At 73.7% G+C, this 25906-nt stretch carries 23 protein-coding genes; 3 read left to right on the top strand and 20 right to left on the bottom strand.

Translation table 11 applies throughout. From position 1 onward, the window contains the following. Positions 1–8 precede the first annotated feature (8 nt). On the bottom strand, positions 9–1349 hold the full coding sequence (gene glnA, locus O3T09_RS06585) for a type I glutamate--ammonia ligase (protein WP_073116545.1): 1341 nt from the start codon (positions 1347–1349) through the stop codon (positions 9–11). A gap of 36 nt (positions 1350–1385) precedes the next feature. Here glnA and panB point away from each other — a divergent pair, with 36 nt between their 5' ends. Next, positions 1386–2249 (top strand): 3-methyl-2-oxobutanoate hydroxymethyltransferase, encoded by an 864-nt coding sequence (gene panB, locus O3T09_RS06580; protein WP_073116547.1) that lies wholly within the window; start codon positions 1386–1388, stop codon positions 2247–2249. 68 nt (positions 2250–2317) lie between these two features. On the opposite strand, the gene O3T09_RS06575 is transcribed toward panB, so the two are convergent. After that, positions 2318–2530, bottom strand: coding sequence for an SPOR domain-containing protein (locus tag O3T09_RS06575; protein WP_036340724.1), 213 nt, complete (start codon positions 2528–2530; stop codon positions 2318–2320). Positions 2531–2566: 36 nt separating this feature from the next. Between O3T09_RS06575 and map the strand changes: the two genes are divergently transcribed. Next, positions 2567–3511 (top strand): type I methionyl aminopeptidase, encoded by a 945-nt coding sequence (map, locus tag O3T09_RS06570; protein ID WP_119217239.1) that lies wholly within the window; start codon positions 2567–2569, stop codon positions 3509–3511. A 21-nt stretch (positions 3512–3532) separates the two neighbouring features. Next, the gene (gene ppgK / locus O3T09_RS06565; RefSeq protein ID WP_136939963.1) at positions 3533–4357 is read left to right on the top strand and encodes a polyphosphate--glucose phosphotransferase; all 825 of its coding nucleotides are present in this window, start codon (positions 3533–3535) and stop codon (positions 4355–4357) included. A gap of 158 nt (positions 4358–4515) precedes the next feature. Here ppgK and nrdR read toward each other — a convergent pair whose 3' ends face one another. The 18 genes from nrdR to O3T09_RS06475 all read right to left on the bottom strand — a co-directional run bounded on the left by nrdR (position 4516) and on the right by O3T09_RS06475 (position 25893). Further along, positions 4516–5010 carry a transcriptional regulator NrdR gene (gene nrdR, locus O3T09_RS06560; protein WP_002855838.1) on the bottom strand — a complete coding sequence of 165 codons (495 nt, stop codon included), beginning with the start codon at positions 5008–5010 and terminating at the stop codon, positions 4516–4518. A gap of 43 nt (positions 5011–5053) precedes the next feature. Further along, positions 5054–8650 (bottom strand): DNA polymerase III subunit alpha, encoded by a 3597-nt coding sequence (gene dnaE / locus O3T09_RS06555; RefSeq protein ID WP_049146940.1) that lies wholly within the window; start codon positions 8648–8650, stop codon positions 5054–5056. A 107-nt stretch (positions 8651–8757) separates the two neighbouring features. After that, positions 8758–9720, bottom strand: coding sequence for an RluA family pseudouridine synthase (locus O3T09_RS06550; protein ID WP_078025836.1), 963 nt, complete (start codon positions 9718–9720; stop codon positions 8758–8760). Positions 9721–9724: 4 nt separating this feature from the next. Then, positions 9725–10195 (bottom strand): signal peptidase II, encoded by a 471-nt coding sequence (gene lspA, locus O3T09_RS06545; RefSeq protein WP_036314214.1) that lies wholly within the window; start codon positions 10193–10195, stop codon positions 9725–9727. Positions 10196–10251: 56 nt separating this feature from the next. Beyond that, positions 10252–10851 (bottom strand): DivIVA domain-containing protein, encoded by a 600-nt coding sequence (locus tag O3T09_RS06540; protein WP_036314182.1) that lies wholly within the window; start codon positions 10849–10851, stop codon positions 10252–10254. Positions 10852–10990: 139 nt separating this feature from the next. Then, positions 10991–11287, bottom strand: a complete 297-nt coding sequence (locus O3T09_RS06535; RefSeq protein ID WP_100059287.1) for a YggT family protein — start codon at positions 11285–11287, stop codon at positions 10991–10993. A 7-nt stretch (positions 11288–11294) separates the two neighbouring features. After that, the gene (sepF, locus tag O3T09_RS06530) at positions 11295–11927 is read right to left on the bottom strand and encodes a cell division protein SepF (protein ID WP_101966003.1); all 633 of its coding nucleotides are present in this window, start codon (positions 11925–11927) and stop codon (positions 11295–11297) included. A 110-nt stretch (positions 11928–12037) separates the two neighbouring features. Continuing rightward, on the bottom strand, positions 12038–12826 hold the full coding sequence (locus O3T09_RS06525; protein WP_101966004.1) for a YggS family pyridoxal phosphate-dependent enzyme: 789 nt from the start codon (positions 12824–12826) through the stop codon (positions 12038–12040). Then, complete coding sequence (locus O3T09_RS06520) at positions 12823–13644, bottom strand: polyphenol oxidase family protein (protein WP_102708623.1); 822 nt, start codon at positions 13642–13644, stop codon at positions 12823–12825. Before O3T09_RS06520 ends, O3T09_RS06525 begins: the two co-directional genes overlap by 4 nt. Continuing rightward, the gene (gene ftsZ, locus O3T09_RS06515; RefSeq protein ID WP_169577780.1) at positions 13641–14861 is read right to left on the bottom strand and encodes a cell division protein FtsZ; all 1221 of its coding nucleotides are present in this window, start codon (positions 14859–14861) and stop codon (positions 13641–13643) included. The genes O3T09_RS06520 and ftsZ overlap by 4 nt, the downstream gene beginning before the upstream one ends. A gap of 317 nt (positions 14862–15178) precedes the next feature. After that, positions 15179–15964 (bottom strand): cell division protein FtsQ/DivIB, encoded by a 786-nt coding sequence (locus O3T09_RS06510; RefSeq protein ID WP_239664496.1) that lies wholly within the window; start codon positions 15962–15964, stop codon positions 15179–15181. Further along, on the bottom strand, positions 15961–17448 hold the full coding sequence (gene murC / locus O3T09_RS06505) for a UDP-N-acetylmuramate--L-alanine ligase (protein WP_144820189.1): 1488 nt from the start codon (positions 17446–17448) through the stop codon (positions 15961–15963). Before murC ends, O3T09_RS06510 begins: the two co-directional genes overlap by 4 nt. Next, positions 17445–18575 carry an undecaprenyldiphospho-muramoylpentapeptide beta-N-acetylglucosaminyltransferase gene (murG, locus tag O3T09_RS06500; protein ID WP_144820190.1) on the bottom strand — a complete coding sequence of 377 codons (1131 nt, stop codon included), beginning with the start codon at positions 18573–18575 and terminating at the stop codon, positions 17445–17447. Before murG ends, murC begins: the two co-directional genes overlap by 4 nt. Further along, positions 18572–19864, bottom strand: a complete 1293-nt coding sequence (ftsW, locus tag O3T09_RS06495) for a putative lipid II flippase FtsW (RefSeq protein WP_144820191.1) — start codon at positions 19862–19864, stop codon at positions 18572–18574. Before ftsW ends, murG begins: the two co-directional genes overlap by 4 nt. Before the next feature lie 44 nt (positions 19865–19908). Next, complete coding sequence (gene murD / locus O3T09_RS06490; protein WP_060973594.1) at positions 19909–21504, bottom strand: UDP-N-acetylmuramoyl-L-alanine--D-glutamate ligase; 1596 nt, start codon at positions 21502–21504, stop codon at positions 19909–19911. Beyond that, positions 21501–22628, bottom strand: a complete 1128-nt coding sequence (gene mraY, locus O3T09_RS06485) for a phospho-N-acetylmuramoyl-pentapeptide-transferase (protein ID WP_036341564.1) — start codon at positions 22626–22628, stop codon at positions 21501–21503. Before mraY ends, murD begins: the two co-directional genes overlap by 4 nt. After that, on the bottom strand, positions 22625–24139 hold the full coding sequence (locus tag O3T09_RS06480; protein WP_144862063.1) for a UDP-N-acetylmuramoyl-tripeptide--D-alanyl-D-alanine ligase: 1515 nt from the start codon (positions 24137–24139) through the stop codon (positions 22625–22627). Before O3T09_RS06480 ends, mraY begins: the two co-directional genes overlap by 4 nt. Beyond that, complete coding sequence (locus tag O3T09_RS06475; RefSeq protein ID WP_144862065.1) at positions 24136–25893, bottom strand: Mur ligase family protein; 1758 nt, start codon at positions 25891–25893, stop codon at positions 24136–24138. The genes O3T09_RS06480 and O3T09_RS06475 overlap by 4 nt, the downstream gene beginning before the upstream one ends. Between the last annotated feature and the right edge of the window lie 13 nt (positions 25894–25906).

Raw genomic sequence — 25906 nt, 5'->3', positions numbered from 1 at the left:
CCGGCGCCTCAGAGGCCGGAGAGGTAGCGCCGCAGCTCGTACGGCGTGACCTCCACCCGGTAGTCGTCCCACTCCTGGCGCTTGTTGCGCAGCAGGGCGTCGAAGACGTGCTCGCCCAGAACGGATGCCACGAACTCGGACTCCTCGGCGGCGCGCAGGGCGTCGTGCAGGGTGCCGGGCAGGGGGACGTGGCCGAGCACGCGCCGCTCGTGGGTGGTCAGCGCGCTGATGTCCTCGGCGGCGGACTCGGGCAGCTCGTAGCCCTCCTCGATGCCCTTGAGCCCGGCCGCGATCAGCAGGGCGTAGGCGAGGTACGGGTTGGCCGAGGCGTCGATGCCGCGGTACTCGATGCGGGCGGAGCCGGCCTTGTCCGGCTTGTACAGGGGCACGCGCACGAGCGCGGAACGGTTGTTGTGGCCCCAGGAGACGTACGAGGGCGCCTCGCCGCCGCCCCACAGGCGCTTGTAGGAGTTCACGAACTGGTGGGTGACGGCGCTGATCTCCACGGAGTGGCGCAGCAGGCCCGCGATGAACCGGCGGCCCGTCACGGAGAGCCGGAACTCGTCCGCGGGGTCGTAGAAGGCGTTGGAGTCGCCCTCGAAGAGGGAGATGTGGGTGTGCATGCCCGAGCCGGGGTGCTCGGAGAACGGCTTGGGCATGAACGTGGCGTACGTGCCCTGGGCGGCGGCGACCTCCTTGACGACGGTCCGGAACGTCATCACGTTGTCCGCCGTCGTGAGCGCGTCCGCCGCGCGCAGGTCGATCTCGTTCTGGCCGGGGCCGTTCTCGTGGTGGCTGAACTCGACGGAGATGCCCATGCCCTCGAGGAGGCTGACGGCGTCGCGGCGGAAGTCGGCCGCGTCGGAGCCGGGCACGTTGTCGAAGTAGCCCGCGCGGTCCACGGGCACCGGCTCCCCGTCCGGGCCGGGCTGGTCCGACTGCAGGAGGTAGAACTCGATCTCCGGGTGGGTGAAGCACGTGAAGCCCCGATCGGCGGCCCGGTCCAGCACGCGGCGCAGCACGTGCCGCGGGTCGGCGGGGGCGGGCCGGCCGTCCGGGGTGAGCACGTCGCAGAACATCCGGGAGCTCTGTCCCTGGTCGCCGCGCCAGGGCAGGATCTGGAAGGTCGAGGGATCGGGCTGCAGCAGCATGTCCGACTCGGAGATGCGGGTGTATCCGTCGATCGAGGAGCCGTCGAAGCCCAGGCCCTCCGTGAAGGCGTTCTCCACCTCGGCCGGAGACAGGGCCACCGACTTCAGGGTGCCGATCACGTCCGTGAACCAGAGCCGGACGAACTTGACGTCCCGGTCCTCGATGGTGCGGAGCACGTAGTCCTGCTGTCGATCCATGCCGCCACTCTAGACGCGCCGCGTAGACTCCGGCCCATGTCTGCTCCCCAGTCCCCCCGGCAGCCTGACGACACCGCCCCCTACGGTCCGCCCGCCCCGTCCCGGTACCGGACGGTCCACCTGCAGCGGGCCAAGGACGAGGGCCGGCGCTTCGCGATGCTCACCACCTACGACGCGATGACGGCGGCCCTGTTCGACGAGGCCGGCGTCGAGGTGCTGCTCGTGGGCGACTCGGTGGGCAACACCATGCTGGGCCACCCCACCACCCTGCCGGTCACCCTGGACCAGATGATCCTGTTCACCCAGGCCGTGGTGCGCGGTGCCGAGCGTGCCCTCGTGGTCGCGGACCTGCCCTTCGGCTCGTACGAGGCCTCCCCGCGGCAGGCCGTCGAGTCGGCCGTCCGCCTCGTGAAGGAGTCCGGCGCGCACGCCGTCAAGGTGGAGGGCGACGAGCGCTTCGCCGAGCACGTGGCCGCGATGACGGCCGCCGGCGTCGCGGTCATGGCCCACATCGGCTTCACCCCGCAGTCCGAGCACGTGCTCGGCGGCTACCGGGTGCAGGGCCGCGGCGCGGGGGCGGCCGAGCGGATGACGGCGTCGGCCCGGGCCCTCGAGGCCGCGGGGGCGTTCGCCGTCCTGATGGAGATGGTCCCCTCGGACGTCGCCGCCGCGGTCGACGCCGCGCTGCGGGTGCCCACCGTGGGCATCGGCGCGGGCCCGGGCACCACGGGCCAGGTGCTCGTGTGGCAGGACATGCTCGGCCTGCGCGAGGGCCGGGTGCCCCGGTTCGTCCGTCAGTACGCCCGCCTGCACGAGGTCGTGGGTGAGGCGGTCCGGGCTTATCGCGCGGACGTGCTCGACGGCGCGTTCCCGGCCCCGGAGCACGGCTTCGAGGGCTGAACCCGCCCTGTGAGACGACCGGGCCCCCGTCCCGAGGGACGGGGGCCCGGTGTCGTCCGGCGTCGCGGTCAGGAGGCGTCGTCGACGGGACGGCTGTCCCAGTCGTCGTCGCGCGCGTCCTCCGCGTCGGCGGCCTCGTTGTTCGCCCGCACGCGGTCCATCGCGGCCTGGGCCTCCTCACGGGTGCCGAACGGGCCCAGCAGCTGGGACCAGTCCGACTGGGCGCCCACCTCCACCTGATGCGTGTTGACGTTGTACCAGAACTCGCTCGTCTCGGTCATGGGGGCCACAATAGCCGGGTCGATAGGCTGGAGGACATGTCCCAGCGTCAGAACCCCGCCGTCCCGTCCAGCCACAACGGTCCCCGCCCCGCGGGCCCCACCGCACCGGAGCCCGGGTCGCTCGCCCCCGTCGGCACTCTGAGGCCCGGGGCCCCGTCCCCCGCCCCGCCCGTGCCGGCCGCGATCCCGCGCCCCGAGTACGTCGGCAAGGCCACCCCGGACGAGGGCAACGCCTCGGACGTCTACGACGCCGCCGGCATCGAGCGGATCCGCGCCGCCGGCCGCCTGGCCGCGCAGGCCATGGAGCACACCGCCGCCCACATCCGCCCGGGCGTCACCACGGACGAGCTGGACCGGATCGCGCACGCCTTCCTCGTGGAGCGCTGCGCCTACCCGTCCTGCCTGGGCTACCGCGGCTTCCCGCGGTCCATCTGCACCTCGATCAACGAGGTCATCTGCCACGGCATCCCGGACGGCACCGTCCTGGAGGACGGGGACATCGTCAACCTGGACATCACCGCGTACCTGGACGGCGTCCACGGGGACCACAACCGCACCTACCTGGTCGGCGACGTGGACGAGGAGTCCCGGCTGCTCGTCGAGCGCACCGAGGAGGCCCTGCGCCGCGGCATCCGCGCCGTGAAGCCCGGCCGTCAGGTCAACGTGATCGGCCGCGCCATCGAGTCCTACGCCAAGCGCTTCGGCTACGGTGTGGTGCGCGACTTCATCGGCCACGGCGTGGGCGTGGACTTCCACTCCGGCCTCGTGATCCCCCACTACGACGCGGCCCCGGCCCACGACCGCCTGCTCGTGCCCGGCATGGTGTTCACCATCGAGCCGATGCTCACCCTCGGCACGATCGACTGGGACCAGTGGGACGACGGCTGGACCGTGGTGACCCGCGACCGCCGTCGCACCGCGCAGTTCGAGCACACGATCGTGGTCACGGACGACGGCGCGGAGATTCTCACGCTGCCGTGACCCGGCACTAAGCTGGGGGCCGTGACGACGCACACCAGCACCGCCCAGCGCTCCTCCAAATACCCCACGACGATCGGCATCGACGTCGGGGGGACCGGCATGAAGGGCGGCCTGGTCCGCCTCGGGTCGGGGCCGAAGGCGGGCACCCTGCGCGGGGAGCGCTTCCGCATCCCCACGCCGCAGCCGGCCATGCCCGAGCCCGTGGCGGCGACCCTGGCGGCCATCACCGCCGAGCTCGACGGGCGCGAGAAGGCGCCGAAGCCCTCCGCCCCGCTGGGTGTGTGCTTCCCCTCGATCGTCAAGGACGGGGTGTGCCTGTCCGCGAACAACATCGACCACTCGTGGATCGGCACGGACCTGCGCGGCACGTTCGAGGAGCACCTGCGCCGCCCCGTGACCGTGGTCAACGACGCCGACGCGGCCGGCCTCGCGGAGGCCCGCTACGGGGCCGGGCGGGGCGTGCGCGGCCTGGTGCACGTGATCACCCTCGGCACCGGCATCGGCGGCGCGATGATCCACGACGGCGTGCTCGTCCCGAACTTCGAGGTCGGCTCCCTGGAGCTCGACGGCGTGATGGCCGAGTCGCGGGCCTCCGCGAAGGCCCGGGAGCGCGATCAGCTCAGCTGGGCCGAGTACGCCGAGCGACTGCAGCGCTTCTTCTCCCACGTGGAGCGGATCTTCTCGCCCGACCTGTTCATCGTCGGCGGCGGCATCTCCAAGCGGCCGGACGACTACCTGCCGCTGCTGCGCCTGCGCACCCCGATCGTCCCGGCCCAGCTGCAGAACAACGCGGGCATCGTGGGCGCCGCCCTGGCCGCGCACGGCTCGCTCGCCGACGGCAACTGAGGGCGCAGACACCGAGGGCGGTTCCGGCTTCCCCTCCGGAACCGCCCTCGGCAGTCTTGCCGGGCCGACCGAGGTCGGCCCGGGGATCACTGTAGCGTCTGGAGGCCGTGCGCACCACTGCACCGTCGATCCCGGCGGCGCCGTCGCATCGGCCCAGGTCAGCGGGTGAACAGCCGCGGCTGCACGGCGGGACGGCCGCGGTCGTCCCCGTCACCGGCCCGGAGCTCCGCGATGGCCTCCTCGAAGTCGTCGAGGGACTCGAAGTCCCGGTAGACGGAGGCGAAGCGCAGGAAGGCCACCTGGTCGAGACGGCGCAGCGGATCGAGGATGGCCAGGCCGACGTCGTGGGCGTCCACCTCGGCGTTGCCCGTGGCACGGACCGTCTCCTCGACCTCCTGGGCGAGCATGGCCAGGTCGTCGCTCGTCACCGGCCGCCCCTGGCACGCCTTCCGGACGCCGTTGATCACCTTGGAGCGGTCGAACGGCTCCGCCACCCCGGAGCGCTTGACGACGGTCAGGGCGGTGGTCTCCATGGTGGTGAACCGCTTGCCGCAGGCCTGACACTGCCGACGCCGACGGATGGCGGAGCCGTCGTCGAGGGAGCGTGAATCCACCACGCGCGAGTCCTCATGACGGCAGAACGGGCAGTGCATCAGCTCTCTCCTCCTGGGCGGGGCACTCCCATGCTACGTCCGCTCAGCCGAGGCAGGCCGGACCCAGCAGGATCTTGAGGTCCCCGAACAGCGCCGGGTTCGGGCTCACCCGGAACTGCGGGCCCAGCTGGAACTCCTGCGTGGCACGCTGGCCCACCAGGGACAGCCGCACCTCCGAGGAGCCCTCGTGGGTGCGCAGCACGTCCGCCAGCTGGCCCATGACCTGCTCCGTGGCCTTGAACGCGGGCAGCGTGATCCGCACGGGGCCGCCGGGGCCGTCCGAGAGCTCCGGGATGGTCAGCTCCATCGCCGACAGGGACACCGACCCGTCGTCCCGGCGCTGCACCCTGCCCTTGACGGCGACGACGAGGTCCTCGGCCAGCATCATCGCGATGGGCGCATACACCTGGCCGAAGAACATGACGTCCATCGAGCCGCCGAGGTCCTCGATCTCGCAGCGCGCGTACGCGTTGCCCGAGGACTTGGCGATGCGGCGCTCGAGCGTGGTGATCAGGCCCGCGATGGTGACGATCGCGCCGTCGGCGGGCCCGTCGTCGTCGAGCACGCGGGTGATCTGGACGTCGGCGTGCTGGGCCAGGACGCCGTCGAGGCCCTGCAGCGGATGGTCGGACACGTACAGGCCCAGCATCTCGCGCTCGAACGCGAGCTTCTCCTTCTTCGCCCACTCCGGCAGGTCCGGGACGGCGACGCCGTCCGCGGCGTCGGAGTCGTCCTCGTCGCCGCCGCCGAGCGCGAACAGGTCGAAGGTGAACTCGCCGTGATCCTCCTTGCGCTTCTGCGCCACGGTGGCGTCCACGGCCTCCTCGTGCACGGCCAGCAGGGCGCGGCGGGCGTAGCCGAGGGAGTCGAAGGCGCCGGCCTTGATCATGGACTCGATGGTGCGCTTGTTGCACACCACGAGCGGCACCTTCGCCAGGAAGTCGCCGAAGCCCGTGTACGAGCCCTTGTCCTCGCGCGCCTGGACCATGCCCTTGACCACGTTGGCGCCCACGTTGCGGACGGCGCCCATGCCGAAGCGGATGTCCCGGCCGACGGGGGTGAAGGTCAGGTGGGACTCGTTCACGTCCGGGGGCAGCACCGTGATGCCCATGTGGCGGCACTCGTTGAGGTACATGGCCAGCTTGTCCTTGTCGTCGCCCACCGAGGTGAGCAGCGCCGCCATGTACTCCGCCGGGTAGTGCGCCTTGAGGTAGGCCGTCCAGTAGGAGACCAGGCCGTAGGCGGCCGAGTGCGCCTTGTTGAACGCGTAGTCCGAGAAGGGCAGCAGGATGTCCCACAGGGCCTTCACCGCGGCCTCCGAGTAGCCGCGGTCCAGCATGCCCTGGTGGAACGCCTCGTACTGCTTGTCCAGCTCCGACTTCTTCTTCTTGCCCATCGCGCGGCGCAGGATGTCGGCCTGGCCGAGCGAGTAGCCCGCCACCTTCTGGGCGATCGCCATGACCTGCTCCTGATACACGATCAGGCCGTAGGTGGTGTCCAGGATCTCCCGCAGCGGCTCCTCCAGCTCCGGGTGGATCGGGGTGATCTCCTGCTGCCCGTTCTTGCGCAGCGCGTAGTTGGTGTGCGAGTTCGCGCCCATGGGGCCGGGGCGGTACAGGGCGATGGTCGCCGAGATGTCCTCGAAGTTGTCCGGGCGCATCATCTTCAGCAGCGAGCGCATGGGGCCGCCGTCGAGCTGGAACACGCCGAGGGTGTCGCCGCGGGCCAGCAGCTCGTAGGCCGCCGGGTCGTCCACGTCGAGGGTCTCCAGGTCCAGGTCCACGCCCTGGTTCGCCTTCACGTTCTCGAGCGCGTCCGAGATGATCGTGAGGTTGCGCAGCCCCAGGAAGTCCATCTTGATCAGGCCCAGGGACTCCGCCATCGGGTAGTCGAACTGGGTGATGACCTGGCCGTCCTGGAGACGACGCATGATCGGGATGACGTCGATCACCGGCACCGAGGACATGATCACGCCGGCCGCGTGCACGCCCCACTGCCGCTTCAGACCCTCGAGACCCTTGGCGGTCTCGAAGACCTCCTTCGCCACCGGGTCCGTGGCGATCAGCTCGCGGAAGGGCGCGGCCTCCCCGTAGCGCGGGGCCGCGGGGTCCTCGATGTCCTTGAGCGGGATGTCCTTGGCCATCACCGCCGGCGGCAGCGCCTTGGTGAGGGACTCGCCCATCGAGAACGGCTGGTCCATCACGCGGGCCGAGTCCTTCAGGGCCTGCTTGGTCTTGATGGTGCCGTACGTGACGATCATGGTGACGCGCTCGTCGCCGTACTTGCGGGTGACGTAGTCGATCACCTCGGAGCGACGGCGGTCGTCGAAGTCGACGTCGAAGTCGGGCATGGACACGCGGTCCGGGTTGAGGAACCGCTCGAAGATCAGCCCGTGCTTGAGCGGGTCCAGGTCCGTGATGCGCAGCGCGTACGCCACCATCGATCCGGCGCCCGAGCCACGGCCCGGGCCCACCCGGATGCCGTTCTCCTTGGCCCAGTTGATGAAGTCGGCCACGACGAGGAAGTACCCGGGGAAGCCCATCGAGATGATGACGTCCAGCTCGTAGTCCGCCTGCTTGCGCACGTGGTCCGGCACGCCGTCCGGGTAGCGGTAGGCCAGACCGGAGGCGACCTCCTTGATGAGCCAGCTGGTCTCGTCCTCGCCCTCCGGCGTGGGGAAGACCGGCATGTAGTTGGCCTTCGTGTCGAACTCGACCTCGCACCGCTCGGCGATGAGCAGCGTGTTGTCGCAGGCCTCGGGCAGCTCCGCGAAGAGCTCGCGCATCTGCCGCGGGGACTTCAGGTAGTACTCGGTGCCGGAGAACGCGAAGCGGGAGCCGCCCTGGTCGTAGCTGGGCTCGTTGAGCTTCGAGCCCGACTGCAGGGCCAGCAGCGCCTCGTGCGCCTTGGCGTCGTGCTCGTGGGTGTAGTGCAGGTCGTTCGTGGCCACGAACGGCAGGCCCAGGTCCTTGGCGAGCCGGCGCAGGTCCGTCATCACCCGGCGCTCGATGTCGAGGCCGTGGTGCATGATCTCGCAGTAGTAGTTGTCCTTGCCGAAGATGTCCCGGAAGTCCGAGGCCGCCTGCATCGCCTCCCGGTACTGGCCCAGGCGCAGGCGCGTCTGCACCTCGCCGGAGGGGCAGCCCGTGGTGGCGATCAGGCCCTTCGAGTACTGGCTCAGCAGCTCCCGGTCCAGCCGCGGCCACTTGGCGTACACCGAGTCCAGCGAGGCGATCGAGCCCATCCGGAACAGGTTGTGCATCCCCTCGGTGGTCTCGCTCAGCAGCGTCATGTGCGTGTACGCACCGCCGCCGGACACGTCGTCCCCCCGCTGGTGGGGCTCGCCCCAGCGGGTCTTCTCCTTGTCCGTGCGGTGCTGCTGCCCGGGGGCCACGTAGGCCTCGAGCCCGATGATCGGCTTGACGCCCGCCGCCTTCGCCTTGGACCAGAAGTCGTAGGCGCCGAAGAGGTAGCCGTGGTCCGTGATGGCCAGCGAGTCCATGCCCAGCCGCTGGGCCTCGGCGAACAGGTCGTCCAGCTTCGCGGCGCCGTCGAGCATGGAGTACTCGGTGTGCGTGTGCAGGTGGACGAAGCCGCCGTCCTTCACGGCGTCGGGGCGGGCGTCGGCGGACACGGTCATGCGGGGTGGGCCTTTCGACGGGGAGGACGGCAGGGCCGCACCAGCCTACTCGTGGTGCCCGGGCGGCGGGGCCGGACCGGGACGGGGGTCACATCGACGGTGCAGGCTCAGTCCTCGTCGCCGCGCAGCGCCGCCAGGGCGTGGGCGAGGTCGTCCGGATACGGGGAGGTGATCGTCACCGGCTCCCCCGTGACCGGGTGCGGGAACGCCAGGCGGTGGGCGTGCAGCCACTGGCGGGTCAGCCCGAGCTCGGCCGCCAGGCGCGGATCCGCCCCGTACGTGAGGTCGCCGACGCACGGGTGGCGCAGCGCCGAGGTGTGCACGCGGATCTGGTGGGTGCGCCCGGTCTCCAGGTGGACCTCGAGCAGGGTGGCCCGGCCGAACACCTCGAGCGTCTCGTAGTGGGTCACGGACGGCCGGCCGTCCTCGAGCACCGCGAACTTCCAGTGGTGGCCGGGATGCCGCCCGATGGGCGCGTCCACGGTGCCGCTCAGCGGGTCCGGGATGCCCTGGACCACGGCGTGGTAGACCTTCTCCGGCACGCGCTCGCGGAACTGGTCCTTCATGGCCGTGTAGGCGCGCTCGGTCTTGGCCACGACCATGACCCCGGTGGTGCCGACGTCGAGCCGGTGCACGATCCCCTGGCGCTCAGGGGCGCCCGAGGTGGTGATGTCGTAGCCGAGGGCGGCCAGGGCGCCCACCACGGTGGGCCCGACCCAGCCCGGCGAGGGGTGCGCGGCCACGCCGGTGGGCTTGTCCACGGCCACCAGGTCCTCGTCCTCGTACAGGATGCTCAGCGCGTCCACGCGCTCTGCCCTCACTTCCAGGGGGTCGGGGTCGTCGGGGACGTCGACGGCGAGGGTCTCCCCCGCCACGGCCTTCGCGGACTTGGCCAGGACACGGTCCCGGCGGCCGGAGCGCGACTCGGCCCGCACCAGGCCCCGGGAGAACCAGTCCGCCAGCAGCGAGCGGGAGACGCCGAACGCGTCGGCGAGCACCGCGTCGACCCTCCGGCCCGCCTCGGCCTCGGTGACCTCGAGCCGCTCGGTCAGTCCCGGTCTCATGCCCATGTCCTCACGCCTCCCGTGTGCCGTCCAGGCGGCGGCCGGTCATCACGAGCAGGGCGACGCCGATGACGGAGCAGACGATGAACGAGTCCGCCACGTTGAAGATCGCGAAGTGCGGCACGGAGATCATGTCGACCACGTGGCCGCGCCCGAACGCCGGGGGCCGGAACAGCCGGTCCGTGAGGTTGCCGAGCACGCCGCCGGCGAGCCCGCCCAGCGCCAGGGCCCACGGCGTCGAGCGCACGCGGGCGATCCCGACGAGGGCGGCGACCGCCACCACGGCTTGGATGATGGTGAACACCCAGGTGTGGTCCTCGCCGATGGAGAAGGCCGCGCCCGGGTTCAGGATGTAGTGCCAGCGCAGCACCCCGGGGATCACCGCGACGGAGTCCCCCAGCTGCATCGTGCTCTCGACCGCGTACTTGGTCAGCTGGTCGAGGGCGTAGGCCAGCACCGCCACGATGAGGGCGGTGAGCACGGCTCGCCGGCCCGCGCGAGGGGATCGCGGGGCCGGCGCGGCGTCGACGGCTCGGCTCACGCCGTGGGCGTGGGGGGCTCGACGCGCTTCTGGGCGCGGATCTCGCGCAGCTGGCCCTCGATGTAGGAGGTGAGGCGGCTGCGGTAGTCGGTCTCGAAGCTGCGCAGCTGTTCGACCTCGCCCTCCAGGCCGGCCTTCTCCTCGGCCAGGGCTTCGAGGGTGCGGGCCTTCTGCTCCTCGGCGTCGCTGACGAGCCGGGCCGCGGTGGCCTCGGCCTCGGCGACGAGCTCGGTGCTGCGCTGCTCGCCCGCGGCGACGTGCTCGTCGTGCAGCCGCTGGGCCATGGCCAGGACGCCGGCGGCGGAGGTCGCGGCCGCGTCGGCGGACTCGGGGGCGGCGGCCGGGGCCGACTCCTCGGCGGAGGCCGGGGTCGCGGCGGCCTCCGGGGTGTCCGCAGCGGGGCCGGCGGCCGGGGCGGCGCCGCCGGCGCGCAGCTCCGCGTTCTCGGACTCGAGCTGCTCGTTGAGGGCGATCAGGCGCTTGAACTCCGCCACGATCTCGTCGAGGAAGTCATCCACCTCGGTCTGGTCGTAGCCCTCGCGGAACTTCGTGGGCTGGAACTGCTTGTTGACCACGTCTTCCCAGGACAGCGCCATGGAACCGTCTCGCTCTCTGCTCGGTGCTCGGGGACGGCCGGGCGGCCCGGCGCGTCGGCGGCCGGCGCGCCGGTGAGGGGCGGCGCCGATCCTGCCGCGAAGACTACCACCGAGGCCGACAGCCGCCCCGGGCCGGGGGTCAGGCCACGCCGGCCAGGCTCAGCACCAGGACCCGCAGCAGCACGACGCCGAGGAACACGATGAGGAAGGCCACGTCCAGGCCGATGCCGCCCAGGTTCACCGGCGGCACGGCACGACGCACGGGGCGCAGCAACGGATCGGTGGCCCCGTACACGCCGCTGGCCAGCACGAGGACCGCCCCGGTGGGGCGCCAGTGGCGGGCGAACGACTGCGTGACGTCCAGGACGATCCGCACGGTCAGTGCCGCGAGCACCACCGTCAGGGCGAGGTAGGCGAGGGCGAGGAGCAGCTGCATGGGCGCCTCAGTCGCCGTCGAACGGGGAGTCGGCCGCGCCGGACTCGCCCTGCTCGGCGCCGACGACGTCCACGGTGGCCGGGGTCAGCAGGAACACCTTGCTGGTGATGCGGGAGATCGAGCCGTGCAGGCCGAAGACGAGGCCGGCTGCGAAGTCCACGAGGCGCTTGGCCTCGTTCTCACCGAGGTCGGTCACGTTCATGATCACGGGGACGCCGGAGCGGAAGGCCTCGCCGATCGCCTTCGCGTCGTTGTAGGAGCGGGGGTGGACGGTGGACAGGGTGTGCACGGAGGCTCCTTCGGCAGACGACGCTGCGGCTCGCTTGATGGGGGTCACCGGGGCCCGGTAGCCCGGGTCGACCGGCTCGGGACGCGCCGGACGCCGGGGTTCGACGGGATCGGCCGCGGTGGAGCCGGACGGGGTCACGGGCTCCGGCCGCTCGGCCGGCTCGGGATCGCGGACCGCAGCGGGGCGGACGGCCTCCATGTGGGGGTCGGTGTCCGGCTCCGCGGGGCGGCGCGCCTCGACGACCTCGTGCCGGGGCGCGGGCTCCCGCTCGGCGGCACGCGGCTGCTCGTCGTACTCGTCGCCGTCGGCCAGGCCGAGGTAGATCATCGTCTTCTTCAGGGCACCAGCCATGAGTCTTCCTTCACCACGTCCTCCGGCCCCGGGGGCCGCCGTCGTTCGTCGTCGGTGCGCGTGCGTCCGCACGGTCCTGTCGCGTCCCGCCGGGACGCGCGGGGTCAACGTTAGCCCACCGCGTCCCGGGCCCCCAGAACGTCGGAGCCGATGCGCACCTGTGTCGCCCCGGCGCGCACGGCCGCCTCGAGGTCCGCGCTCATGCCCATGGACAGGGCGGTGGCCTCCGGATGCGTCTGCCGCAGGCGCGCGCCGAGTGCTGCGAGCCGGCGGAAGGCGCCCTCCGGGTCCAGGCCGCGCGGTGCCACGCACATCAGCCCGCCCAGCCGCAGGCCCGGCAGGCCGGCGACGACGGCCGCGAGGGCGGCGACGTCCTCGGGGCGGGCGCCGCCGCGCGGACCGATCCCCTCGGGACGGTCCTCGTCGGCGCGGTCGTCGACGTCCACCTGCACGAGGCACTCCAGGTCGGGGATCGCGGCCTCGGGCTCGCGCTCGCGCCGCAGCACGAGCGCCCGCGAGAGCGCCTCGGCCAGTTCGGGTCGGTCCACCGACTCCACCACGGACGCGTAGCGCACCACGTACTTGGCCTTGTTGGTCTGCAGCTGGCCCACGAAGTGCCAGCGCGGGGCGTCCACCCCCAGGGCCGCGGCGGCGGCCTCGGCCTTGGGCCGGGCCTCCTGGTCGCGGTTCTCCCCCACGTCGGTCACGCCGAGCGCGGCGAGGCGCACGACGTCCTCGGCGGGGTGGGTCTTGGTCACGACGACGAGCGCGGGCTCCGCCTCGCGCCCGGCGTCCCGCGCGGCGTCGACGATGCGGGAGTGCACCGCGGCGAGCGCGTCGGCGATCTCCCGGGCGCGGGGGTCCGTCGGGGTCGGCCCGGCGGTGGCGGGGGCGGTCATGCGTCTCCTCTCGGGCTGGTGGCGTCGGGGTCGGCGCGCCAGACGAGGCCGGCGAACCGGCCCTCGCCAGGCGCTCGACGGTGCGAGAACAGGCGCTCGTCCTCCCGCGTGCACACGTCGATCGTCGCGGCGGCCACCCCGCGGGCACGGAGGACCTCCGCGGCACCGGCGGGCAGGTCGAGGGCGGGGGTGCCCCAGGACGTGGTGGCGGCGGTCGACGGGAGGCGGGCGGCGGCGCCGGCGCGCATGGCCGCGGGCACCTCGTAGCAGCGGCCGCACACGCCGGGGCCGATCCAGGCGCGCAGGCCGGGACCGGTCCGGTCGACCTCCGGGCGCAGGGAGAGAAGCCGATCGACGGTCGCCTCCAGGACGCCGTCCAGCAGCCCGCGCCGCCCGGCGTGGGCCACGGCGGTCGCGCCGGTCGTCTCGTCGACGACGACCACGGGGAGGCAGTCGGCCACCATGACGGCCAGCGGCCGGGACCCGTCGCGGCTCACGGCGGCGTCGGCCACGGGGGCCGGGGCACCGCCGCGCCCGGGTCCGTCCGCCCACACGACGTCGGCCGAGTGCACCTGGTCCAGATAGAGCGTGGCGCCCTCGGGGACCCCCATCACGCGCTCCAGGGCGCGACGGGCGGCGCTGACGCGGGCGAGCCCTTCGGCCTCGTCCGGCGGGACCACGTGCAGCGCGAGGTTGCCGGCGGCCACGGACGTCCAGGCCACGTGCACGGCGCCCGTCGCGGTGCGGACGGTCTCGCGGTGCACGAAGGGGCCGGCGGGGACCCGTGCGGTCCCGGCCGGCCCCTCCGCGGCCATCACTTGAGGAAGTCCGGGACATCCAGGTCCGAGGACCCGGCGCCGAGGTCCGGCTCCACCACGGTGGGCAGGTCCTGCTGGCGGCGCGGCTGCTGCTCCTGCGGGGCCAGCGGCACGGTGCCGCGCACGGCGGGGCGCTCGGCCTGCTGCGGCTGGGCCGGGGCGGCGGGCTGAGGCTGGGCGGGGACGGGCTGCGGCTGCGCGGGGGCCGCGGCCCGCTGCGGGGCTGCCTGCTGCTGCCCGGCCTGCGGGGCGGCCGGGGCGGAGGTGACGTCCACCTTGTCGAAGCCCGCGGCGATCACGGTCACGCGCACCTCGTCGCCGAGGGCGTCGTCGATGACCGCGCCGAAGATGATGTTGGCCTCCGGGTGGGCGACCTCCTGGACCAGGCGCGCGGCCTCGTTGATCTCGAAGAGGCCGAGGTCGGAGCCGCCCTGGATGGAGAGCAGCACGCCGTACGCGCCGTCGATGGAGGCCTCGAGCAGCGGCGAGGCGATCGCCAGCTCGGCCGCCTTGACGGCGCGGTCCTCGCCCTGCGCGTGGCCGATGCCCATGAGCGCGGAGCCCGCGCCCTGCATCACGGACTTCACGTCCGCGAAGTCGAGGTTGATCAGGCCCGGGGTGGTGATCAGGTCGGTGATGCCCTGGACGCCGGAAAGGAGCACCTGGTCCGCCTGACGGAAGGCGTCCATGACCGAGACGTTGCGGTCCGAGATGGACAGCAGGCGGTCGTTCGGGATCACGATGAGGGTGTCGACCTCGTCCCGCAGGGCGTCGATGCCCGCCTCGGCGGAGCCGGCGCGACGGCGGCCCTCGAACGTGAACGGACGGGTCACGACGCCGATGGTCAGGGCGCCGAGCGAGCGCGCGATGCGGGCCACGACGGGCGCTCCGCCGGTGCCGGTGCCGCCGCCCTCGCCCGCGGTCACGAACACCATGTCCGCGCCCCGCAGGACCTCCTCGATCTCCTCCGCGTGGTCCTCGGCGGCCTGGCGGCCCACCTCGGGGTTCGCGCCCGCGCCGAGTCCACGGGTGAGCTCGCGGCCCACGTCCAGCTTCACGTCCGCATCCGACATCAGCAGCGCCTGGGCGTCCGTGTTGATGGCGATGAACTCCACGCCGCGGAGCCCCACCTCGATCATGCGGTTCACGGCGTTCACGCCGCCGCCGCCGATGCCGACGACCTTGATGACGGCCAGGTAGTTCTGGGGTGCAGCCACGGTGTTGGTTCCCTTTGTTCGAGATCTCGAGAGGTCAGCGCGAGGCACATCGCCCCGGTGATCGGCGGCCACCCGGGGTGGACACCTTCAAGTACAGCGTGAAGCGAGCCTCGCGCGCGTTCGGGTCCACCGTACTGGGAGGCCCGCGTCACGTGCAAAAGAAAACGGCGTGTCTACGCGGAAAAGACGGCCTCCAACTCAACCTTCACGTGAAACTATAAGGACCAGCCGCCGTGGTGATGGCACCCCGACCCGCTCGAGGCCCCGCGCCCCGACCTTCACCTTCACGTTCTACTGGAGACTTCTGTGGCCCCGGTTCAGCGCGTGATCGGCCGCGTGGGAACGGAGACGTCGATCTCGGCGACGCCGCCCGCCGCGGACCCGTGCCGCTCGTCCGCCAGGAACGCCTCGGCCACGGACCCCTTGAGGCCGGCGTCCTGCGCGTCGCCCCAGACCAGGGTCACCCCGCCCTCGAGCGCCAGACGGACCTGGCCCGGGCCCCGGGAGTCGGCGGTCTCGACACGATCGGCCACAGGCTCCGGCAGGGCGGCCAGCACCTCGGCCACCTCGGCGCGCTCCTCCTGTGCCCGCTGCGCCAGCTCCTCCGAGAACGCGGGGAGGTCCTCGCCCTCGAGCCGCTCCTCCGGCACTCTCGTCAGGACGGTGCCGTCCGCGAGCAGCAGCTGCGCGCCGTCGTCACCGTCCCGCCGGGCCCGCGCCTCGTGCTCCCGGACCACGACCTCCAGGCCGGTGGGCAGGCGGGGCACGGTATGGACCTCGGCCACCCCGGGCAGACCGCCGACCAGCTCGCCCACACGGCCGGCCCCGACGCGGGACAGCGGCACGCCGTACACGGGCTCCAGGCGCTCCTGGACGGCGGTGGCGGAGACATGGCGGATGCCGGTGACCTCGACGCGGTGCACCGCGAGCACGGGCGAGAAGAGCACGACCCAGCCCAGGGCGCCCAGCACCGCGAGCACCGCGGCCGCCACACCCCAGCGCGTGGCGCGGCGCCGGCGCGCGGTGCGCCCCGGGAACCGGACGACGGTGGAGGCGTCGGCCCCGGCCGGTGCGACCGGCGGCGTCCCGTGGCCGCGCCTCACGGGTGGGCGACGCTGAGCGCCGCGTCCCGGCCGAGCTCAGCGAGCAGGTCCGGGCCCAGGGCGGTCACGTCCCCCGCGCCCATCGTGAGGACGACGTCGCCGGCCGTGGCGCCCGCCGCGAGCGAGCGCACCGCCTCGGCGCGGTCCTCGGCGACGACGCGGTCCTCGGCGGCACCCGTGGTGAGGCGGGAGGCGATGAGGGACGAGTCGACGCCGGGCATCGGCTCCTCCCGGGCCGCGTACACGGGCAGCACGCGCACCACGTCCGCCCCGGAGAGGGCGGCGGCGAACTCGGCGGCGAAGTCCCGGGTGCGGGAGAACAGGTGGGGCTGGAACAGGACGTGCACGCGGGCGTCACCGGCCACGGCACGGCCGGCGGAGACCGCGGCGGCCACCTCCGTGGGATGGTGCGCGTAGTCGTCGAAGACCCGCACGCCGCGCGCGGCGCCACGGAACTCGAATCGGCGGGCCGTGCCCCGGAAGGCCTCGACGCCCCGCACGGCGGCCTCGAAGGCCATGCCCGCCCGGACGGCGGCCAGGACCACGGCGGCGGCGTTCAGCGCGTTGTGCCGGCCGGGCACCTGCAGGTGCAGGGTGCGCTCCGGTCCGTCCGCCATCCGGAACGTGGCGCGCTGGCCCACTCCGGTCTCGCCCGGCTCCACCGCGAGGTCGGTGACCAGCAGGTCCGGCGCCACGCCGTCGCGGGGCGCCGAGCCGTAGGTCACGACGTCGGCGGCCGCGTGGCCACGGGCCCACGCGGCCAGGTCCGCCGCGCCGGCGTCGTCGAGGCAGGCCACGAGGACCCCGCCCTGGGCGGCGGCCGGCAGCCCGCCCGCGAAGTCCCGGAAGACCTGGTGCACCGCCTCCTCGGTCCCGTAGTGGTCCAGGTGGTCGGCCTCCACGGTCGTGACGATCCCGATCGTGCTCGGGTAGTTCACCAGGGTGCCGTCGGACTCGTCGGCCTCCGCGATGAACCACTCGCCCCGGCCCGCCCGGGCGTTGGTGCCGAGCCCGGCGACGGCGGCGCCGACGGCGAACGTGGGGTCCCAGCCGGCGTCGGAGAAGGCCATGGCGGCCATGGAGGACGTGGTGGTCTTCCCGTGCGTGCCGGCGACGGCCAGCACCCGGTGGCCGCGCATGGCCAGGGCGAGGCCCTCGGAACGGTGCAGCACGCGCAGTCCGCGCGCCACGGCGGCGTCGTGCTCCGGGTTGCCCGGCCCGGCGATCGAGGAGGCGATCACCGTGGTGACGTCCTCGCCCAGGTGCGCGGCGTCGTAGCCGACCGTGATCCGGGCGCCGCCCGCGGCGAGCTCGCGCATCACGGGCAGGTCCTTCGCGTCGGAGCCGGACACCGCGACGCCCTGCTCCTGGAGGATGCGGGCGACCCCCGACACGCCGACGCCGCCGATCCCCAGCAGGTGCACGCGGCCCAGGTCGGCGAAGCGGCCCTCGGCCGCGGGACGGGTGCTCTCGTCGCGGCTCATCGCCGGGCTCCTTCCTGGGCGGCCGAGCGCACGAGGCCGGCCATGGTGACGTCCGCGTCCCGGACGCCGAAGCGGGCGGCCGCCTCCCCCATGCGCGCCAGACGCTCGGGGTCGGTCGCCAGCGGGATCAGCTGACGCTGCACCCACGCGCGCCCGAAGGCGTCGTCGCGGACGAGCAGCGCACCCTCCGCCTCCACCACGGGGCGGGCGTTGAGCGCCTGCTCGCCGTTGCCGATGGGCAGGGGGACGTAGACGGCGGGCAGGCCGACCGCGGACACCTCGCAGACCGTGCCGGCGCCCGAGCGGGCGACGATCAGGTCGGCGGCGGCGTAGGCCTGCTCCATGCCCGCCAGGTACTCCCGCTGGACGTAGCCGTCCCGGACCAGGAGGCTGCCGTCGTCCTCGGTGAGGGCCTTGTCCCGCCCGGTCAGGTGGAAGACCTGCAGACCGGCGTCGAGGAGGTCGCCCAGCGCGGCGCGCACAGTGCGGTTCACGGCCAGCGCACCCGAGCTGCCGCCGGTCACCACGACGGTGGTCCGGTCCGGGTCGAGGCCGAGGGCCTCACGGGCGGCACGGCCGGCGGCCGCCCGGTCCAGGCCGGAGATCTCGGGGCGCATCGGCATGCCCACCCAGCGGGCGCCGCGGAGGCGGGTATCCGGCAGGGCGGTGCCGACGTGCGTGGCCCGCAGGGCGCCGATGCGGTTGGCCAGGCCGGGGCGGGCGTTGGCCTCGTGGACCACCACGGGCACACCGGCCCGGAACGCGGCGAGGTACACGGGGGTGGCGACGTAGCCGCCCACGCCCACGACGACGTCGGCGCGCCGGTCCCGCAGGATCCGGGCCGCCGTGGCGACCGCGGCGCGCATGCGGGCCGGGAAGCGGACGACGTCCATCGACGGGCGGCGCGGCATCGGGACCCGGTCGATCAGGTCGAGCTCGTAGCCCGCCTCGGGGACGAGACGCGTCTCCATGCCGGAGGCGGTGCCGACCATGGTGCACTTGACGGGACCGCCGCCGTCGCCCTCCAGGGCGCGGGCGATCGCGAGCATCGGGGAGATGTGGCCGGCGGTGCCGCCGCCGGCCAGCACCACCCGCAGGGGTCCGGAGGGATGAGGGGTCTGCGTCATCGGGGCTCCTGGAGGGCGGGGGTGGGGATCACGGGGAGGGGGTCGGTGTCCGGCTCGTCCGTCTGCGGGCGGGCGTCGGGCTGCGCGGCACGGCGGCGCTCGTGGCGGGCGAAGGCCAGCACGATGCCGACCGCGCTCAAGGACAGGGTGAGCGCGGAACCACCATAGGAGATGAAGGGCAGCGGGACGCCCACCACGGGGATGATCCCGGAGACCATCGCGATGTTGACGGACGCCTGACCCACCAGCCAGGCCAGGATCCCCCACGTGGACAGGCGGATGAACGTGGACGTGGTCCCGGCGGCGACGCGGTAGATGCCGATCGCCAGGCCGAGGTAGGCCAGCAGCACCACCAGCGTGCCCACGAGCCCGAGCTCCTCGCCGAGGATGGTGAAGATGAAGTCGTTCTCGGCCTCCGGGATGTAGCTCCACTTCTGGCGGGACTGGCCGAGGCCCGCGCCCCACCAGCCGCCCGAGGCCAGGGCGTACATCCCGTGCGCCGGCTGGAAGCAGGGGTCGGTGGCGTCGGAGCAGTCCCCCAGCCAGGCCTGCACCCGGACCATGCGGTGCGGGGCGAGGAGGGTCAGGGCCAGGATGCCCAGCACGCTCAGCGCCAGGAAGGTGAGGAAGACCCCCCAGTGGGTGCCGGCCACGTACAGCACCGTGGCCAGCACGAGCGCGAGGATGATCGCGGTCCCGAGGTCGCTGCCCGCCATCACCAGGACCAGCAGCAACAGGCCGCCGGGCAGCACCGGGATCAGCGCGTGCCGCACCTGGGTGACAAGGCGGTGCTTGCGCTCCAGGACCGCCGCCGCCCACAGGGCCAGGGCGAGCTTGGCGGCCTCGGAGGGCTGCATCCGGAACCCGCCGATGCCGAGCCAGTTGCGATTGCCGCCCACGGTGACCCCGAGCGGGGAGAACGCGACCAGCGCGAGCAGGATCACGGCCACGCCGAACGCCGGCCAGGCGAGCGCCTTGAAGACGCGCACCGGCAGGCGCGAGAACACGAGCAGGGCCGCCACGCCCGCCACCGCCCAGGCGGTCTGGCGCAGGAACAGGGCGTACGAGCCGCCGCCGGTGCCGATCGCCTCGACGGAGGACGAGGAGAGCACCATCACGAGGCCCAGCACCGTGAGCAGGGCGGTGCAGCCGCTGATGAGCAGGACCGACAGGTCGAGGGCGCGGCGACCCTCGAGGACCCGCCACATCCGGCGCAGGAGCCGCTCCCGGTGCTCGGGGGCGTCGTCGTCCGCGCGGGGGCGGACCGGGCGGAGCTCGATCGGGGACATGGCCCTCCTCACGGGGGAAGCGAGACGGTCGGGTGGGCGGCGGGTCAGTCGGCGTCGGGCGCGGCGTCGTCGTGCACGTCCCAGCCGTGCTCGCGCATCAGCCCGGCGACGGCCTCGATGAACGCCTCGCCGCGGGCCGCGTAGGAGCGGAACTGGTCCATCGACGCCGCGGCGGGCGCCATGAGCACGGTGTCGCCGGGGCGGGCCAGGCCGTCGGCCACGCGCACCGCCTCGGCCATCACGGCCGCGCCGTCGGCGGGGCCGGTGCCGTCGGCCGCGGTGAGGGGGGCGTGGACGGGGACCTCGGGGGCGTGCGCGGCCAGGGCCGCGCGCAGGGCCGAGGTGTCCCTGCCCAGGAGCACCACCGCGCGGAGCCGGTCGGCGTGCGCGGCCACCAGCTCGTGATAGGTCACGCCCTTGGGCAGGCCGCCGGCCAGCCACACCACGGAGCTGAACGCCGCCAGCGACGCGTCCGCGGCGTGCGGGTTCGTCGCCTTGGAGTCGTTGACCCACATGACGTCGCGGGAGGTGGCCACGAGCTGGATGCGGTGCTCGCCGCGGTCGTAGGCGCGCAGGCCCTCGGCCACGGCCGCGGGGCTCACCCCGACGGCCCGGGTCAGCGCCGCCGCGGCGGCCGCGTTGGCCATGGTGTGGCGCGGCGCCACCGGGCCCAGGTCGGCGCGCTCGGCCAGGGCGATCGCCTCGTGACGCCGGTTGTCCAGGAACGCACGGTCCACGAGGATCCCGTCCACGACGCCGATGTCGGACAGGCCCGGGGTGTCCGTGGTGAAGCCGATCGCGCGGCAGCCCTCCTGGACGTCCGCGCGTTCCACGAGGGTGCGGGTCAGCGGGTCCTGCTCGTTGAACACGCAGGCCACCCGCGTGTTCGCATACACCTTGCCCTTGGCGGCGGCGTACTCGTCCATCGAGCCGTGCCAGTCCACGTGGTCCTCGGCCAGGTTCAGCACCGCCGATGACGCCGGCGCCAGTCCGTGCGTCCAGTGCAGCTGGAAGCTGGAGAGCTCGAGGGCGAGCACGTCGAAGCCCTCCGGGTCGCGGATCGCGTCGAGCACGGGGGTGCCGACGTTGCCGCAGGCCACCGCCCGACGGCCGTCCGCCCGCAGGATGGCCTCGACCATCGTCACGGTGGTCGTCTTGCCGTTCGTGCCCGTCAGGCACACCCAGTCGGCGGTCTTCCGGCCGGCGCGCTCGCGCAGCCGCCAGGCCAGCTCGACGTCGGACCAGATCGGCAGGCCCGCCGCGTGGGCGGCCATCAGCAGCGGCTGGTCCGGACGCCAGCCCGGGGAGGTCACGACGAGGTCCGCGGCGGCGCCGTCGACCTCGGGCAGCGCCTGCGTGGCCGCCCGGTCGAGCAGGACCTCGCGGACCCCCACGATCCGCAGGGTCTCGGCGCGCGCCCGGTTCTCGGGGCCGTCGTCGCCGTCCACCACCACGACGGCGGCGCCCAGCTCGGCCAGGGTGTCGGCCACGGAGAAGCCGGTGACGCCCAGGCCCGTGACGACGACGCGCAGGCCGGCCCACCCCGGGGCGTCCCAGGACGTGAGGTCGGCGGTGCGGGCGGTGTCGGCGCGGGGCCGGCGCACCGGTGCGGGCGCGGCGTCGGACGCGGGGCCGGTCACGGGGTCACCCCCGCGAGGCCGCCCTGGCGGATGAGCCAGTCGCCGTAGAAGATCGCGAGCCCCACGGTGACGCACATCAGGGACAGCAGCCAGAAGCGGACCACGACGGTCACCTCGGCCCAGCCCTTGAGCTCGAAGTGGTGCTGCAGCGGCGCCATGAGGAACACGCGCTTGCCGCCGGAGACCTTGAACCAGCCCACCTGGATGATGACGGAGAGGGTGATCGCGACCATGAGGCCGGCCAGCACGGCCACCAGGATCTCGGTGCGCGTGAAGATCGCGAAGCCGGCCAGGGCGCCGCCCAGGCCCAGGGAGCCGGTGTCCCCCATGAAGATCTTGGCCGGGGAGGTGTTCCACCAGAGGAAGCCCAGCAGGCTGCCCGTGAGGATCGCCGCGAGCAGGGCGAGGTCCATGGGGTCGCGGACCTCGTAGCAGCCGCGGGTGCCCTCGAGCGCGCACGACTGGCTCGACTGGAAGAGCGACATCAGGACGTAGGCGCCCGTGATCATGGCGGTGGCGCCCGTGGCGAGCCCGTCGAGGCCGTCCGTGAGGTTCACGGCGTTCGTGGTGGCGGTGGTGATGAGGTTCGACCAGATCACGAACAGGATGACGCCGATCGCGGGTCCGGCGAAGGCCAGGTCGAGCCACGGGACGTCCCGGGCGAAGGAGATCGCCGTCGAGGCGGGGGTCAGGCCCCGCTCGTCCGGGAAGTTCAGGGCGAGGACGGCGAAGGCGGTGCCGATCAGGGCCTGGAGGATGATCTTGCCGCGCGGCGTCAGGCCGAGCGAGCGCTGCTTCGTGATCTTCGTGAAGTCGTCCACGAACCCGACGAAGGCCATGCCCACGGTGAGCAGCAACAGGATGAGGCCGGAGGCCGTGGGCCCGCCGAAGTCGACGCCGAGCACCGCGAGCAGCCCGTGGGTGATCAGATACGCCAGCACGAGGGACCCGATGATGACCGCGCCGCCCATCGTGGGCGTGCCGCGCTTGGTCTTGTGGGTGGTCGGGCCGTCGTCGCGGACGAACTGGCCGTACCCGCGCTTGACGAGGAACCGGATGAACAGCGGGGTGCCGGCGGCCGAGAGGACCAGGCCGAGCACGCCGCCGATGAGCAGTCCGATCACGGTCGGGACTCCTTCGGGGAGGCGGAGGGGGCGGCGACGGCGTCGGCCGTGGCGAGGCGCTCGCCGAGGGCCGCGAGCCCGACGCCGTTGGAGGACTTGACGAGGACGAGGTCGCCGGGGCGCAGGTGCTCGGTGAGGAACGCCTCGGCCTGCGCGGCGTCGTCGACGAAGTGCGCCTCTTCGCCCCAGCTGCCCTCGTTGAGGGCGCCGATGTAGAGCGGCCGGGCTCCGGCGCCCACCACCAGCAGCTGGGCGATGTTCAGGCGCACCACGGACTCGCCCACGAGGGTGTGCTCACGGACGCGGGCATCGCCGAGTTCGAGCATCTCCCCCAGGACGGCCCAGGTGCGGCGGCCGCTGGAGCGGCCGAGGGTGGCCAGCGTCCGGAGCGCGGCGCGCATGGACTCGGGGTTGGCGTTGTACGCGTCGTTGATGACCGTGACGCCGTCCGCGCGGTCGGTGCGCTCCATCCGGAAGCGGCTGGCGGGCCCGAGCCCGTCGAGACCACGGGCGATCTCGGCCGGGTCCATGCCGGCGGCGTGGGCGGCCGCGGCGGCGGCCAGCACGTTGTGCACGTGGTGCAGGCCGGTCAGTCCGGAGGCGACCGGGTGCCGCAGGGCGGCCTCCTCCGTCCCGACCTGCAGGTCGAACACGGGGCGCTCCTGGTCGTCGGCGTGCACGTCCCGTGCGGCGACGAGGCCCGACGCACGGCCGGCGGCCACGTCCTCGGCCGCGCGGGCGACGCCCCGCTCGTCCGCGGTGAACCAGGTGATCGGGGCGGCGGTCCGCGCCGCCATGCCGGCGACACGCTCGTCGTCGAGGTTGAGGACGGCGATGCCGTCGGGGCCGAGGGCCTCCACGAGCTCGCCCTTGGTGCGTGCGATGTTCGCCACGCCGCCGAAGCTGCCCGCGTGGGCGGTGCCCACCATGAGCACGACGCCGATGTCCGGGCGCACGAGGTCGCAGAGGTACGCGATGTTGCCGACGTGGTCCGCGCCCATCTCGACCACGAGGAAGCGCGTGTCCAGCTCCGCCCGGAACACCGTGAGCGGCACGCCGACCTCGCCGTTGTACGAGCCGACCGGTGCGACGGTGGGGCCCTGGGTGGCCAGCAGGGCGGCGAGCAGGTCCTTCGTGGTGGTCTTGCCGGCCGAGCCGGTGATGCCGATGACGGTGGTCGGGGAGTGCTCCCGGACGCGGCGCACGACCTCCCGGGCGAGCGCGCCCATCGCGAGCACGGCGTCCTCCACGAGGATCGCCGGGTGCGCGGCGCCGTCGGGGGCGTGCGTGGCGCGCTCGGCGAGCACAGCGGCGGCGCCGGCGCCCAGCGCGGCGTCGATGAAGTCGTGGCCGTCGGCGCGCTCCCCCGGCTTCGCCACGTAGAGCGTGCCCTCGGCGGTGACCTCCCGCGAGTCGGGGGTGACGTGCACCAGCACGGTGGCGGGGTCGAGGGTGGCCGAGAGCGTGCCGGACACGGCCTCGGCGATCTGGGCTGCGGTGAGAGCGATCATGACTCGATGACCTTACCCTCGCGGGCGGGGCCGGAGCCCGAGGCGGAGGCCGCCGCGACACGGGCTGCCAGGGCCTCGCGGAGGGCCACCCGATCGTCCAGCGGGACGAGCTCGCCGTCGTAGTCCATCGTGGTCTCGTGCCCGCGGCCGGCCAGGAGGATGCCGTCCTGCGGCCCCGCCAGCTCCACGGCGCGGCGGATGGCCGCGGCACGGTCGGCCACCTCCTCGATCACGACCGTGCGGCCCTCCTCCCGCGCGATGCGGTCGGCCTCGGCGCGGGCGCCGGCGAGGATGTGGGCACGGATCGGGGCCGGGTCCTCCGAGTGGGGGGTGTCGTCGGTGACGATCACCACATCCGCCGCCCGGGCCGCGATCGCGCCCATCACGGGCCGCTTGTCACGGTCACGGTCACCGGCGGAGCCGAACACGATCAGGGTGCGGCCGCGCGTCCCGGCCGCCGCCCGGGCGTCGGCGAGGGAGCGCAGCGCCTGGACCATGCCGTCCGGGTTGTGCGCGAAGTCGACGACGGCGTCCGGCTCGCGGCCCACGACCTCCATCCGTCCCGGGACGGCGGCGGCCAGAGGGCCCTCGCCCGCGGGCACGTCCAGGACGGCGGCGAGCGCGTCCAGGTGCTCCTCCCCCACGGCGTGCAGCACGAGCAGGACCGCGAGGGCCGCGTTGGCCACGTTGAAGCGGCCCGGCAGACCGACGGAGGCCCGCAGCTCCCGGCCCGTGGCCGCGTGGCGCAGCGTGAAGCGATGGCCGAGGCCGTCCGGCGCGAGCTCGGCGACCTCCCAGTCCGCCCGGAGGCCGGGGTCGTGTTCGGCCAGGGCGCCCGGCGTCGGCGCGGCCGGCCCGAGGGCGAGCGTGGTGACGGGAGCGCCGGCGGCCCGGGCCATGGCGACGCCCCAGCGGGGCCCCTCGCCGCCGTCGAGCGTGATGACGGCGTGGTCGGTGCGGGCGGGGTCGAACAGACCGGCCTTGGCCGCGAAGTACTCCTGCATCGAGCCGTGCATGTCCAGGTGGTCCTGGGTCAGGTTGGTGAACCCGGCCACCGCGTAGCGCAGGCCGGCGATCCGCTGGTACGCCACGGCGTGGGAGGAGACCTCCATGACGGCGGTGTCCACCTCCTCCTCGCGCATGAGCGCCATGAGGGCGTGCAGCTGGGTGGCCTCGGGCGTGGTGAGCGTGGAGGGGACCTCCCGCTCCCCCGCGCGGATCAGGATCGTGCCCACGATGCCCGACCGGCGCCCCAGGGCCTCAAGCAGGGCGGCGGCGAGGAAGCTCGTGGTGGTCTTGCCGTTGGTGCCGGTCACGCCGACCAGGCGCGGGCCGGCGTCGCCCCCGCCGCCGTAGACGCGGGCCGCCACGGTGCCGGCGGCGGTGCGCACGGCGTCGACCTCGAGCACCGGGACGTCGACCAGGCCCTGCTCCGCCAGGAGCGCGCGGCCCGCCGCGTCCGTCAGGACGCCGACGGCCCCGGCCTCCAGCGCCGTGGCCGCGAACGCCGCGCCGTGGGCGCGCGCCCCCGGAACGGCGACGTAGAGGTCGCCCGGGCGCACGACACGCGAGTCGAGGCTGACCCCCGTGACGCCGTCGGCCGGGGCCGCGCCGTGGACGTGGGCCGCGATCCCCGCCTCGGCCAGCGCGTGTGCGAGGGCGGGCCAGGGCGCGGCGGGGGTGTGGGAGGGCCGGAAGGCGGCGTCCTGCTCGGCCGGGGTCAGCGGCGCAGGGGGGTCGCTCGGGGTGGTCATGGGGGTGCTCCTG

The sequence above is a fragment of the Micrococcus sp. H39-S4 genome (genome assembly GCF_027158145.1).
Taxonomy (GTDB): domain Bacteria; phylum Actinomycetota; class Actinomycetes; order Actinomycetales; family Micrococcaceae; genus Micrococcus; species Micrococcus luteus.
Note: the sequence above shows the minus strand (reverse complement) of the source record. Positions and strands in the feature narration are given on the sequence as shown.

Excerpts from the sequence above, each read along its gene's own strand:
- O3T09_RS06525 (WP_101966004.1), bottom strand. The coding sequence starts at position 12,826 with ATGACCGCCCCCGCCACCGCCGGGCCGACCCCGACGGACCCCCGCGCC.
- ftsW (WP_144820191.1), bottom strand. The coding sequence starts at position 19,864 with ATGTCCCCGATCGAGCTCCGCCCGGTCCGCCCCCGCGCGGACGACGAC.
- O3T09_RS06475 (WP_144862065.1), bottom strand. The coding sequence starts at position 25,893 with ATGACCACCCCGAGCGACCCCCCTGCGCCGCTGACCCCGGCCGAGCAG.
- nrdR (WP_002855838.1), bottom strand. The coding sequence starts at position 5,010 with ATGCACTGCCCGTTCTGCCGTCATGAGGACTCGCGCGTGGTGGATTCA.
- O3T09_RS06550 (WP_078025836.1), bottom strand. The coding sequence starts at position 9,720 with ATGGGCATGAGACCGGGACTGACCGAGCGGCTCGAGGTCACCGAGGCC.
- sepF (WP_101966003.1), bottom strand. The coding sequence starts at position 11,927 with ATGGCTGGTGCCCTGAAGAAGACGATGATCTACCTCGGCCTGGCCGAC.
- panB (WP_073116547.1), top strand. The coding sequence starts at position 1,386 with ATGTCTGCTCCCCAGTCCCCCCGGCAGCCTGACGACACCGCCCCCTAC.
- O3T09_RS06535 (WP_100059287.1), bottom strand. The coding sequence starts at position 11,287 with ATGCAGCTGCTCCTCGCCCTCGCCTACCTCGCCCTGACGGTGGTGCTC.
- murC (WP_144820189.1), bottom strand. The coding sequence starts at position 17,448 with ATGAGCCGCGACGAGAGCACCCGTCCCGCGGCCGAGGGCCGCTTCGCC.
- glnA (WP_073116545.1), bottom strand. The coding sequence starts at position 1,349 with ATGGATCGACAGCAGGACTACGTGCTCCGCACCATCGAGGACCGGGAC.
- O3T09_RS06480 (WP_144862063.1), bottom strand. The coding sequence starts at position 24,139 with ATGATCGCTCTCACCGCAGCCCAGATCGCCGAGGCCGTGTCCGGCACG.
- dnaE (WP_049146940.1), bottom strand. The coding sequence starts at position 8,650 with ATGACCGTGTCCGCCGACGCCCGCCCCGACGCCGTGAAGGACGGCGGC.
- O3T09_RS06540 (WP_036314182.1), bottom strand. The coding sequence starts at position 10,851 with ATGGCGCTGTCCTGGGAAGACGTGGTCAACAAGCAGTTCCAGCCCACG.
- map (WP_119217239.1), top strand. The coding sequence starts at position 2,567 with ATGTCCCAGCGTCAGAACCCCGCCGTCCCGTCCAGCCACAACGGTCCC.
- O3T09_RS06575 (WP_036340724.1), bottom strand. The coding sequence starts at position 2,530 with ATGACCGAGACGAGCGAGTTCTGGTACAACGTCAACACGCATCAGGTG.
- murG (WP_144820190.1), bottom strand. The coding sequence starts at position 18,575 with ATGACGCAGACCCCTCATCCCTCCGGACCCCTGCGGGTGGTGCTGGCC.